Source organism: Lacticaseibacillus boliensis, from assembly GCF_054784775.1.
Map to the genome: position 1 here is coordinate 208,298 of NZ_BAAIHN010000001.1, position 11,693 is coordinate 219,990.

At 56.9% G+C, this 11,693-nt stretch carries 12 protein-coding genes; 3 read left to right on the forward strand and 9 right to left on the reverse strand.

Annotated elements, in window-relative coordinates; translation table 11 throughout:
• Positions 1-154: 154 nt before the first annotated feature.
• From ACYVRB_RS00980 to ACYVRB_RS00990, 3 genes are all read right to left on the reverse strand, one after another.
• Entirely contained in the window at positions 155-823 is a 669-nt protein-coding gene (locus tag ACYVRB_RS00980; RefSeq protein WP_461212979.1) for an adaptor protein MecA, read from the reverse strand.
• A 179-nt stretch (positions 824-1,002) separates the two neighbouring features.
• Positions 1,003-1,401, reverse strand: coding sequence for a transcriptional regulator Spx (gene spx, locus ACYVRB_RS00985; RefSeq protein ID WP_461213031.1), 399 nt, complete (start codon positions 1,399-1,401; stop codon positions 1,003-1,005).
• A gap of 243 nt (positions 1,402-1,644) precedes the next feature.
• Positions 1,645-2,382, reverse strand: a complete 738-nt coding sequence (locus ACYVRB_RS00990; protein ID WP_461212980.1) for an MBL fold metallo-hydrolase — start codon at positions 2,380-2,382, stop codon at positions 1,645-1,647.
• Positions 2,383-2,438: 56 nt separating this feature from the next.
• Between ACYVRB_RS00990 and ACYVRB_RS00995 the strand changes: the two genes are divergently transcribed.
• Positions 2,439-2,942, forward strand: coding sequence for a hypothetical protein (locus tag ACYVRB_RS00995; RefSeq protein ID WP_461212981.1), 504 nt, complete (start codon positions 2,439-2,441; stop codon positions 2,940-2,942).
• Here the strand turns inward: ACYVRB_RS00995 and ACYVRB_RS01000 are convergent.
• Together ACYVRB_RS01000 and ACYVRB_RS01005 are read right to left on the reverse strand one after the other, a co-directional pair.
• Positions 2,939-4,951: an FtsX-like permease family protein gene (locus ACYVRB_RS01000; protein ID WP_461212982.1), complete on the reverse strand. Its 2,013-nt coding sequence runs from the start codon at positions 4,949-4,951 to the stop codon at positions 2,939-2,941. The two genes, ACYVRB_RS00995 and ACYVRB_RS01000, sit on opposite strands and share 4 nt — an antisense overlap.
• Positions 4,929-5,705: an ABC transporter ATP-binding protein gene (locus tag ACYVRB_RS01005; protein ID WP_461212983.1), complete on the reverse strand. Its 777-nt coding sequence runs from the start codon at positions 5,703-5,705 to the stop codon at positions 4,929-4,931. The genes ACYVRB_RS01000 and ACYVRB_RS01005 overlap by 23 nt, the downstream gene beginning before the upstream one ends.
• A gap of 95 nt (positions 5,706-5,800) precedes the next feature.
• Here ACYVRB_RS01005 and ACYVRB_RS01010 point away from each other — a divergent pair, with 95 nt between their 5' ends.
• Both ACYVRB_RS01010 and ACYVRB_RS01015 read left to right on the forward strand, forming a co-directional pair.
• Positions 5,801-6,475 carry a response regulator transcription factor gene (locus tag ACYVRB_RS01010; RefSeq protein WP_461212985.1) on the forward strand — a complete coding sequence of 225 codons (675 nt, stop codon included), beginning with the start codon at positions 5,801-5,803 and terminating at the stop codon, positions 6,473-6,475.
• A gap of 10 nt (positions 6,476-6,485) precedes the next feature.
• Positions 6,486-7,532, forward strand: coding sequence for a sensor histidine kinase (locus ACYVRB_RS01015; RefSeq protein ID WP_461212986.1), 1,047 nt, complete (start codon positions 6,486-6,488; stop codon positions 7,530-7,532).
• A gap of 56 nt (positions 7,533-7,588) precedes the next feature.
• On the opposite strand, the gene nrdG is transcribed toward ACYVRB_RS01015, so the two are convergent.
• The 4 genes from nrdG to purN form a co-directional block, all read right to left on the reverse strand.
• The gene (gene nrdG, locus ACYVRB_RS01020; RefSeq protein WP_461212988.1) at positions 7,589-8,203 is read right to left on the reverse strand and encodes an anaerobic ribonucleoside-triphosphate reductase activating protein; all 615 of its coding nucleotides are present in this window, start codon (positions 8,201-8,203) and stop codon (positions 7,589-7,591) included.
• Positions 8,204-8,318: 115 nt separating this feature from the next.
• Positions 8,319-9,557: a phosphoribosylamine--glycine ligase gene (gene purD, locus ACYVRB_RS01025; protein WP_461212989.1), complete on the reverse strand. Its 1,239-nt coding sequence runs from the start codon at positions 9,555-9,557 to the stop codon at positions 8,319-8,321.
• Positions 9,558-9,597: 40 nt separating this feature from the next.
• Entirely contained in the window at positions 9,598-11,124 is a 1,527-nt protein-coding gene (gene purH, locus ACYVRB_RS01030) for a bifunctional phosphoribosylaminoimidazolecarboxamide formyltransferase/IMP cyclohydrolase (protein WP_461212990.1), read from the reverse strand.
• Positions 11,121-11,693 (reverse strand): phosphoribosylglycinamide formyltransferase, encoded by a 573-nt coding sequence (purN, locus tag ACYVRB_RS01035; protein WP_461212992.1) that lies wholly within the window; start codon positions 11,691-11,693, stop codon positions 11,121-11,123. Before purN ends, purH begins: the two co-directional genes overlap by 4 nt.

Below are 11,693 nucleotides of genomic sequence, written 5' to 3' on the forward strand. Positions count from 1 at the left end.
GTAAAAATAAATCGACCGCAGGCCTTTGCCAGCCGTTGGATCACAGAATGTGTGTCAGATTTCACGCATCGTGACGCAAAAAAAGCGTCTCTGAGCGCGACCGCAGATGCGATCGCGTCCAGAGACACTTGGTTGTCGCCGTTAACCGGCAAGCTTATTTGAAATAGTAGCGGGCCGTTTCCAACGCGCTGGTAGCCATAACCGTCTGCCCGTATTCGGACAGCTTGGCGCTTGAAACTGAACTACGCTCGGCGTATTCCAGTGCCACCGCCAATTGGTCTTGGATCTCTTGATCAGAAACCTGGTTGCTGTAGAATGTCAGCACCAGATAATAGGCGTCTTGATAGTGATACAAGTCACTCGACGCCCCTTCTAACCGCAGGGTCTTGGCCATCGAGATCAGATCTTCAAAGCTGGCCAGCTTCAACACTGCTTCGTGTGATACCGCGCCGTTGTTGTCGATAAAGCCGCCTTCATCGACTGCCTCTTCAGGATCCGTGTCAGTCGCCATCAGCTGCCGACGAATAAATTCGGGCACATTCGGTTGCGTATCATCGCTGTCATCAGCATCATCGAGATCTTCACCCACATTTTTACTGATCAACAGCTCAAGTCCAGACTGACTTGGCATGACCTGGAAGGTGACGGCATCATTCGTAGCAAAGCTATGGTCCTTATCCACTTCATCTAAAATGCTGTAGAAGAAGCTTTCGATCTGTTGGTGGTTGCCTAACAGGTCCAAGACTGTGATCCCGCGTTGCGCAAGATCATCGTTGCCCAACAAGACACGAATGGTGTTATCATTGATGCGTTCCATTTCCATGATTGCTGCACCTCACTTCTGACGACGATTACTTGTCGATGGACTCTATTATACCAGAGTTCATTCCATTAGAGCATTCTACCCCAATCGATTTCGGTTTGCAATCTAAAAGGGACGTGATTAATTCCACGTCCCTTTTAGTCGGAAGCTGGTCGCATAACGATGGCGCCCACCTCCAATCAGAATCCCGCCAACAGCTGCGCTTGTTGCAACGCGATCGCACGCACGTCCCGTGGCAGGAAGCGGCGGATCTCATCTTCGTGAAATCCGACCTGCATGCGGCGCCCGTCCATGATGATCGGCCGGCGCAACAATTTTGGTTCGTTGATGATCAGCGAAATCAGCTGTTCGGTCGTCAGCTCATCGACTTGGATGCCTAACTTGAGGTATGCACGCGAACGCACAGAAAGCAATTCTTCGGTTCCACGCTCGGTCAGCCGGAACAGTTGGCGGATCTCGTCGCGTGACAAGCTGTCTGCGTCGAGGTTACGTTCAACAAAATCGATATGATTGGCCAACAGCCAGTTGCGGGCCTTGCGACTCGAGGTGCAACTTCCAGATGTGTACAAGGTTACCACCATGTATCTCACTCCTTTAAAAGTTGAAAGCGGCTTCTACTCTTATTATTATAAAGGAGTGACAGCACGATAAACAATCACTTTCAGAAAAGTTTTCTTCCCAATCGTGAATACTTGTAAAAAATACGTAACGGCATAATCAATTTTAGCGGGGAAAATCCCCGATAAATCAAGACTTTCCAGGTAAAAATAACTGCTTTACAATATTTACACTTCAATCTACTGAAAGCAATTTCATAATAATTATATTTCTATAACTTTATTTTCAGAAGCGAGGCTCACCGGCACTGCTCCCGCCGCCGCTTGGGCCTGGTGCAGGAGCGTCTGCAGGTCAACTTCTTGCGGCAGATGTGTCAACACCAACCGGCCGACACCGGCGGCTTGGGCGAGCTGTCCGGCTTCTGGCGCCGTCAGATGCCAGCGCGGCGCGGGTTTGTCGGCTAAGAAGTTGGTATCTGCCAGCAGCACATCGGCGTCTTTGGCAAACGGCGCCAGCCCGGCAAACGCGCGCGTATCGCTGGTGTTCACCAGCACCTTGCCGGTCGTGTTTTCCACGATCCGCACCGCAAACGCCGGCACCGGATGCTGCGTCTCCAAGAAGGTCAGCGTCAACGGCCCCATTGTGATCGTCGAGTCCGCGGTGTAGCCGACGCCTCGGGTGAAATCGCCAAACGTCAGCGCGGCAAAATTCAGCGGGTCTTTGGTGTGCCCGTATACCGGCAACGGCTGGTGCTTTTTGGCGCCGGAGTGCAGCTGGTAGTAATATTGCAACACGCCAAAATCAGCCACGTGGTCGTGGTGGTAATGCGTCAGTAACACGGCGTCGAGCTGCAACGGGTCAAACACCTGTTGCAACGCCAAGAGCGCCCCGCTACCGGCATCCATCAGCAGGTGAAAATCCCCGCTTTCCACGAGGTAGCTGCTCGTGCCGACGCCGTGATCGGGATAACCGCCATAATAACCAAGAATCGTGAGTTTCATTGTATAAACACCTTTCCACCGCGATGTCGCGGTATACTTAAACAGGAGGAACAATTATGTCAACTGATATGCAAATGATATTTGGATCATTGGATTTTCTCAAGGCTTATCAAACCCGTGCCAAGCACCCGTTGCTGTTGCTGCGGCCGCTGACCGGCGGCAATTTTGCACTTCTCGATGCCAGCGGGCGTCAGAAATTCGCCATGCCACAGCGTTTGCAGGTGCTGACCGCCAGCGGTGAGTTGCAACGCAGCGGCTTTGTACAGCTGCGGTATTTCCACCTCACGCCAGAAGACGGCCCGGTGTTTGTCGACGCCGCCAAGCGGATCGTTGAAAACCAGGCGACCATCACCAACAACCAGTATGCCGGCGTCATGCGCACCACCGGCAAAAATGCTGCGGAGGTGCTACTGACGCAGTGGCAAACCACCACCGCAGAAGGCGCCGCGAGAAAGACGCCGGCCTTTGTCACGCTCGAAGAATTCGCCCAGCGAGCCGCGGCCGGCGCCGGCTACCACGAAGCCTTCTACCAAGTGGTCAAGCCCAAGGTCGACCGTTAAGTGCGGTCGCTGTGGCTGGCGGTCAGCACCGCAAACGCGAGGTAAACGATGGCGTAAGCACCAAATGCAATGCCCACACTGCCTTTGGCCGGCGAATCTAACACGACCTCAAGCAAGCGCAAGCCCCCGGCGGCGTTGATGCCACCGACGACAAGCGGTAGTCCGAACACCGCCAGCACTTGGCGATCGCGCACACGCACCAGATCCGCTTCCGGCATCCCCAACCGCCTCAAGATGCGGCGGTTGCCTTGCTCGTTTTGCGCGGCGGCCAGCTGCTTCAGCAACAAGATGCTGGCCGTGGCAACCATAAACACCGCCCCTAGCAACATCATCGCAAACAACAAGAATCCAAATACCACGCGCATTTGGTGCAGCGCCGGTTTCCTCAGGCTGACGCCGTCACGCTCCAACGCGGCCGCCTGCTCGTGGGTGGTGATCCTGACCGGCTGGACGCCAGCCAACGTCTTTTTGTCCAAGGCAGCGTACTCTTGCACATCGATCTTCCCTAAGCGGCGGTCGATCGCGGGACGCTGCTTTTTCTTTGGCCAATAACCCACCAAGGTGTCTGTGGGCGCCTGCAATCGGGCATAGGCCGCGTCGGTTACCACCAGTCCGCGGTCGAAAAATCCGGCGCTACCAAGCGGAAACGCGTTGCTGAGCTGCGCGATCGTAAACTTCTCACCGTGAGCGGTCAGCGTCAACTGGCGCCCGATGTTGCTCCAGCGGCCAAACGCCTGCGCTTGATAATAGGTCTTGCCAATCGTGAGCAACGCCGCCTGCCGTCCTTGCAGGTGCACGGCTGGCAGCTGCGGTTGCGTCTGGCGGATCCGGTCGTACGCAGACAGCGTGATCACCTGATACAGCCCGCGTTCTTCTTGATCGGCAGCGTTGCGCATTTTCAACTTGACGCGCCCGGCGGCAAGTTTCGTGGGCAAGCGGACTTGCGGGGTGTCTTTGGCCAAGAGCTTGGCAACTTGAGGCTGAGCGGCCGAAGTCACCAGCACCGGCTGGGCAATATTTTGGTTGACCGTCGCTTGGCCAAACTGATATAACATCGCGGCGCTGCCTAACATCACCAGCGTCACGGTGGTCAGCCAAGTAGTCAGCCACAGCGACTGGGTGTTTTGGCGCAGACGATTGTCAATATGCGTCAGCAGCAGATACCGCGTCGCCAGTTGGGCAAAGCGCCGTTTCAACAGCCCTGAAATCACCAGCGGCAACAAGCAGGCATATAGCAAATAGACGCCTAACAGCTCGGCAATCATCAATAACAACCCCAGACTGCCCAGCCCGACAAAATCACCAAACCACCGTGCAAAGCGGCTGGTCCAGGCAAACAGCTGGAAAATCACCACGTTGGCGCCGACGAGCAACACCACCGCGGCGATCGCCCCGATCCAAGCCAATGCGCCCGAAACCGGCGGCGTCGCGGCTTGGTGCCGGTGTTGCCAGTAATGCGTTAGGTTTTTGCCGCGCACGGCCAAGCTTCGCAAGGCCGCCAACAAGACGATCAGCAGCGCGATAAAGCCGGTCACTTCACCGATTGCCACCGGACTGAACAAGACCCCGACAGGCTCGGCAACATCGACCAGGCGCAACAAAACCATCGCCAACAATTTGGACAATAAGATCCCACCGACCAGCCCGAGCACCAGCCCGACAATGCCGCTATAAGCGACCTCCAGGCTCAAGCTCAAGCCGAGACGCCCGGCTGGCATCCCCAGCCGCCGGTATAGCCCGAATTCCTCTTCGCGCCGCACCAACAACAGGTTGTTGAGATAAACCAAAAACACCACGGTGAACAGCATCATCACGACCAACACGACTACCAGCATCGCCGGCAAGATCCCTGTGGTCGTGTCGTCCGCGGTCAAGCCGCGGATCAAGCCGTGCGATTCGATCAATGCGGCGACGGCATACAACATCGCGACCAACAAGGCGATGATCCCGATGAGCTCCCGCCGCATGCCTTGATGGCGCTTGAGATCAGCGCGGGTTAGTTGCCACACGGGCTCGTCCTCCTCCGTTGATCGTCGCTTCCATATCGATGATGCTGTTGAAAAATTCCTGCCGGCTGCCGTGGCGGGTGACCTCGGCAAAATACGCCCCGTCGCAGATGAAAATGATCCGGTTGCAGAAACTGGCGGTGAACGCGTCATGTGTCACCATCAAGATCGTCGTGTCAGCTTCGAGATTGATTTTTTCTAAGTAGTGCAGCAATTCTGTCGCCGCCAGCGAATCCAGGCTGCCAGTGGGCTCGTCTGCCAGCAACAGTTGCGGGCGGGTGATGATGGCCCGAGCCGCCGCCACACGCTGTTTTTGTCCCAGCGACAGCTGGTCTGGGAACCGGCTGAGCAGCGGCGTCAGCCCTAACAAGTCGCTGACAGCCTGCACGCGGGCGTCGAGGTCGACCGGCAACGGCGGCACGAAGGTCAGCGGCAAGCGAATGTTGGCTGCGACGCTTAAGTCGTTGAGCAAATCAAACGATTGAAAAATAAACCCAAGCTGCTTACGCCGAAACGCCGCGCTTTCTTTTTGCGACATGTTGGCCACGTCGGTGCGATCGATCCAGACCTCGCCGCTGGTCGGCGTATCCATCGTCGCCAAGATATTCAACAGTGTCGACTTGCCGGCACCGCTGGGCCCCATGATGCCGATAAATTCACCGGCATCCACCCCAAAGCTCAGCTGATTCAGCGCCGTCACCCGGTTGAAGCGATGCCCATAAATTTTCGTTAGGTTGCTCACTTTCACCATCCGCATGGCGATCCCCTCCTTGTCTAGGTCAATCATAGCGCATTGGGCGCGGCTTGTCGCCAGTCTGCTGGTTGGTTACAATATAGAAAATGGAGGAAGCTATGTTTAAGATCATGATCGTAGAAGACGACCACACCATCGCTGATTTGATCGCCCAGGCCTTACAAAAATGGCAACTGATTCCGCTCACCGTGACCGACTTCGACCAGGTGTTTGACCAGTTTGAAGCGGAACAGCCACACCTGGTGTTGCTCGACATCAACCTGCCGGTGTACGACGGGTATCATTGGGTCCAGCAGATCCGTGCGGTCAGCCACGTCCCGGTGATTTTCATCTCCAGCCGCAACACCAACATGTACATGGTGATGGCGATGAACCTCGGCGCCGACGATTTCGTCAACAAGCCTTTTGCCATGGAGGTGCTGGTCGCCAAGATCAACGCCTTGTTGCGCCGGACCTACAACTATACCGACAGCCAAAGCCAGGTGCTCGAACACGGCGGCTTGACGCTGGATCTGCAAACCGGCGCCGCTGAGGTCAACCAACAGCCGATCAACTTGTCCAAAAACGAATACAAGCTGTTGCAGATCCTGATGCGCGCCCATGGGCATGTCGTGTCGCGGGATCATTTGTTGAACGCGCTGTGGCAAGACGCCCGTTTTGTCGACGACAATACCTTGACCGTCAACATCAACCGCCTGCGCAAGAAGATCACTGACGCCGGGTTGCCGGATTACATCCAGACCCGTGTTGGCGCCGGCTACATCATCAACTAGGGGTGAGATTATGGGGATGCGCGCATACTTACACGACCACCGGTTGGTGATCGGGGCCTACTGGCTCGGCCTGTTGCTGTTGTGTGGTGGCTTGTGGTTGGATCCCAGCCACCGCGTCCACGGCGACACGCTGATCTACGTCGCCGTTTTGGTGACCATTTTTGCCATGGTGATCGGCTTCATTCAATACCGCCGCAACCAGCGCTGGCTGGTCGCGTGGCAGGCGGCTTGTACCGGCGACGACGCCCCCTTGCCACACGCGGCGACCAACGCGCAAGCCGTCATCATCCAAGCCGCTGAAGCCGCCAGACGCACCCACCGCCAGGCCTTCACCAAACTCGCGGCCGACCAACAAGACCACCAGGCCTTTATCGACGCCTGGGTGCATGAAACCAAGGTGCCGCTGGCGGCGATGACGCTGCTGCTCGACAGCCTCGACGGCCAGGCCCCGGAGCAGCCGCTGCAGGCGCTGGCGCTGCAGCTAGACCGCGTCGACCACGACGTCGATCAGGTGCTATACTACTCGCGGCTTGAGACCTTCAGCAAAGACTACCTGCTACATGACCACGAACTGGTGCCACTGGTTCAACAAGTCGTTGTCGACAACCGTAACAGTTTCATCGCCAAGCACTTGCAATTTGGCATCGACGGCGACGCGACAGTGACCACCGACGGCAAGTGGTTACGCTTCATCTTGATGCAGCTGTTTTCTAATGCGATCAAATACACCCCAGAAGGCGGCAAGATCCACGTCACTATCGCCACCACCAAGAACGAAGTCACACTTGCCGTGACGGATTCTGGCATCGGGATCGCGCAAGACGAACAACACCGCGTCTTTGAAAAAGGCTTCACCGGCACTAACGGCCGCAACGCCAACGAAAAATCCACCGGGCTAGGCCTATACCTCGCCGATCAGCTGACCCAGCGTCTCGGCCACACACTCAGCCTCACGTCGACGCCAGGAGCCGGCACCACCGTCACGATCCACTTCCCGCATCTCGACTTCTACGGCGATCGCGGCAGCACCCTCACCCCGCACACGCGGGCTCGATAAATCTAAAACGCCCATCTGGCTTCGAGGCCAGATGGACGTTTTTTTGTCTGTCGCGTTTAGTGCACCAGCTTCGGCCAGATCTTGACCGCATTGGCGGCCAGGCTAGCTTGGACGTCGATGATCCGCTGGTTGGCACTGCCGCGAAATTGCAACGTCAGGTCTTTTTGCGCTTCCAAGAAGCGCCCGTCGATCAAGACATCGATCAAGTTCAACAAGTCGTGTTTGTCTTGGGAGTCTGCCATCAGTTCATCCCAGGTATAGCCCGTCCAGCTCCAGACGTCTTTGCTGTGGCCGAACTCTTGCCGCACGCGCCGCACCAGTTGCAGGCAAACGTTGGTGTTCAAGAAAGGCTCCCCGCCCAGCAGCGTCAAACCTTGGACGTAAGGCTGGGCGAGGTCGGCGATGATCCGGTCTTCCAGTTCCTTGGTGTACGGTGTGCCGTAATGGAAGTTTTGGGCGACCTTGTTGTAACAGCCTGGACAGTTGAATTTACACCCGGAGACATACAGACTACAGCGGACCCCTTCCCCATCGACGAAGTTGAAGGGTTTGTAGCTGGCCACATAATCCAAGGATAAATCGCTGGCGAGCCATTCTTTGGGCGCAGGGTTGTTCGGCAGTTTGGCCGCGGCCTGTAGTTGGGCGCCATCGAGATGCAATTGTTCAGACATATTCCACACTCCAATCAAGTATGTTTCCATCATACCACGCCTTCACTAGATACGGTATGTCGATTATATCAAAAAGGATCCCACCACAATATCTGGTAGGATCCTTTTTGATCGATCAGCTGAGTGCGTGCAGCCCGATGTCTTGGCGGTAAGCGAGCTCGCCGACCAGCGGTTGCAGGCGCGCATACGCCTGCTTCTTGGCGGCGGCCAGGTCGCTGCCTGCCCCGACGACGGTGAAGATCCGCCCGCCTTGCGACTGCAGGCCGTTGGTGCCTTGTGCCACGCCGGCTGGGTACCAGTACTGGCGCTGGGCGCTGTCTGGGATCACGACCGGCAAGTTTGCAGAGGTGTCCGTGGGATATCCGGGATTGGCGGCAACCACGCCACAATACGTCAGCCCGTCGAGCTTCAGCGGTAAGGCTTGCCCGGCGAGGAGTTTGGTAACCAGTTCATAAAAATCGTTGGTCACCTGTGGCAACAACACCTGGGTCTCGGGATCGCCGAAGCGCAGATTGTATTCCAAGATTTTGGGACCGTCTGGCGTGAACATCAGCCCGATGTACAACACCCCGCAACCATACAAGCCATCGACCACCATGCCGGCCAGCGTCTGGTCGATCAGCTCGGCGGCTTGTTGCCGCTCGGTGTCGCTGAACTGCGGCGCCGGGCTGATTGCCCCCATGCCGCCAGTGTTCGGGCCTTTGTCGGCATCAAAGCGCCGCTTGTGGTCTTGGGCGAGCGGAAACGCCACCCGCTTCATGCCGTTGAACAGCGCGAGCACCGACGCTTCTTGACCGGTGAGACATTCTTCGATGACGACCGGCGCGTCTGGTTGGGCTTGGTAGAGCTGGTGGATCGCCACTTTTGCGGCTTCTGTCGTATCTGCGACGGTGACGCCTTTGCCGGCGGCCAGACCATCGGCCTTGATCACGATCGGCGCGCCAAATTCAGAAAGCACCGCCAAAGCCGCCTGTTCGCTGGTGGTGACTTGCGCCTTGGCGGTTGGCAGGTTGTGGCGTTGCATGAAGGCCTTGGCAAACTGCTTGCTGGACTCCAGTTGCGCGAGCTTTTGCGTGGGGCCAAACACCGGCAACCCTGCCGCCTGGAAAGCATCGACGATACCGGCGGCCAACGGCGCCTCGGGACCGACGAACGTCAACGCGACATGGGCTTTGGCAAAATCCGTCAGGCTGGCAAAATCCGTCATCGCCACCGGCAACAACGTCAATCCCAACAGCGGCATCCCGGCGTTGCCTGGGGCAACGAAGACTTCATCCACCGCCTTGGCGCGCAAGAACGCCTGGCCCAGAGCGCTTTCCCGCGCCCCGTTACCGATCACAAGAACCTTGACCATATTGACCTCCTCGATCTGTTAGAACTGATTGTAGCTGCTATTAGTGCCGGAAGTGCCGCACACCGGTCGTCACCATCGCGATGCCATACTTGTTCGCCATGGCAATAGAGTCTTTGTCGCGGATCGAACCGCCTGGCTGGATGATCGCGTGGATGCCGTGCTTAGCGGCGTAGTCCACGCAGTCGTCCATCGGGAAGAAGGCGTCAGACGCCATCACGGCTCCGGCAAATTCAGGATTTTGTTGCGCTTCTTTCAAAGCGATCTCGACAGAGCCGATCCGGTTCATTTGCCCGGCACCGATGCCCAGCGTCTGCCCGTCTTTGGCGATCACGATCGCGTTCGACTTCACGTGTTTGACCACTTGTTGGGCGAACAGCAGGCTCTTGATCTGGGCTGGGGTCGGCTTGGTTTCCGTGACCACAGTCAGATCCGCTTCGGTTTCGACCGCGTCGTCACTAGTTTGGCGCAACAAGCCGCCGACCAGCGAGATCGATTCGATGTGGGGCACCTCGGTGGCTTTGGCTAGCGGCACCGTCAAGATCCGCAGATTCTTCTTCTTGGCCAAGATCTCATAGGCATCCGGGTCGTAGCTCGGGGCCATGATGATTTCCAAGAACAAGGCGTGCATCTTAGTGGCCGTCGCCAAATCGACGTTGCGGTTCAAGGCGATGATACCGCCAAAAATCGACATCGAATCTGCGGCATAGGCCTTGTCCCAGGCGCCTTCGATCGTATCGGCCTGGCCGATCCCACATGGATTCATGTGCTTCACAGCAACGACGGTCGGTTCCTTGAACTCGTTGATCATCGTTAAGGCCGCATCGGCGTCTTTGAAGTTGTTATAAGATAATTCCTTGCCGTGCAACTGCTTGGCGTTGGTGAGGCTTGATGCCGGGGCATCAGGCGCGGCGTAAAAGGCCGCTTGCTGATGCGAATTTTCGCCGTAACGCAAGGCCTGCCGCTTGGTGTAAGTCGGCGTATAGGTTTCCGGGAACGGTTCTGGATCCAGATAAGCGGCGATCTGGGCGTCGTAAGCCGCGGTGGTGGCGAAGATCTTTGCTGCCAAGCGGGCCCGCAAGGCCGCGTCGTCGGCGTCTAAGCCGGCCAGCACCGCGTCGTAGTCGGCAGGATCGACCACCGCCCAGACGCTATCGCTGTTTTTGGCCGCTGCGCGCAAAGCAGAAGGCCCGCCGATATCGATCTGTTCGATCGCTTCGGCGTGGGTAACGCCGTCTTTGGCGATGGTTTCTGCAAAAGGATACAGGTTCACGCACACCACTTCAATCGGCGTGATGTCGTGTTCTTCTAGCGCCGCCATGTGCGCTGGCAGATCGCGACGCGCCAAGATCCCGGCGTGGATGCGCGGATGCAAGGTCTTCACCCGGCCGTCTAACATCTCGGGGAAGCCGGTGACTTCATCGACCCCTGTCACTGGCAGGCCAGCTTCTGCCAACACCTTGTGGGTGCCGCCGGTCGACACCAGTTCAAACCCACGATCAACTAGCCCTTTGGCAAAATCCACCAAACCAGTCTTATCTGAAACACTCAACAATGCCCGTTTATTCAAGCTATTCGCTCCTTTGTCAATAAGTCAGCTACCGTTTGGGGTAACAGGTCATGTTCTGCCGCATGGATCGCGGTTTCTAAATCAGCAAGCGCCATGTTGGGTTCAATGCGTACTGGCACCTGCGCGATGATCTTGCCGGAATCGATCCCGGCATCGACATAATGCACGGTCACGCCGGTCACCTTGACGCCATAATCATAGGCGTCTTTGATGCCGGTACGACCGGGAAAGCTTGGCAAAAGCGCCGGATGCAAATTCACGATACGATCAGGATACGCCTGTAGCAGCGTCGGGCCGATGATGCGCATGAAGCCTGCTAAGACGATTAAATCACAAGCTGGCAACTGTGCCAAGAGCGCCTTTTCAGCGTCGGCCTTGGTTTTGTAATCGGGATAGGCGATGGTCAGCGTCGGAATGTTGAATTTCGCCGCGCGCTGTAAGACATACGCATGGGCGTGATCGCACACCAACAGGCTGATGGTGACCCCGCGGCTGGCGTCAGCAAAATATTTTGCTAACGTCTCGAAATTACTGCCGTTACCTGAGGCAAAAACGATGATATTTTTCAT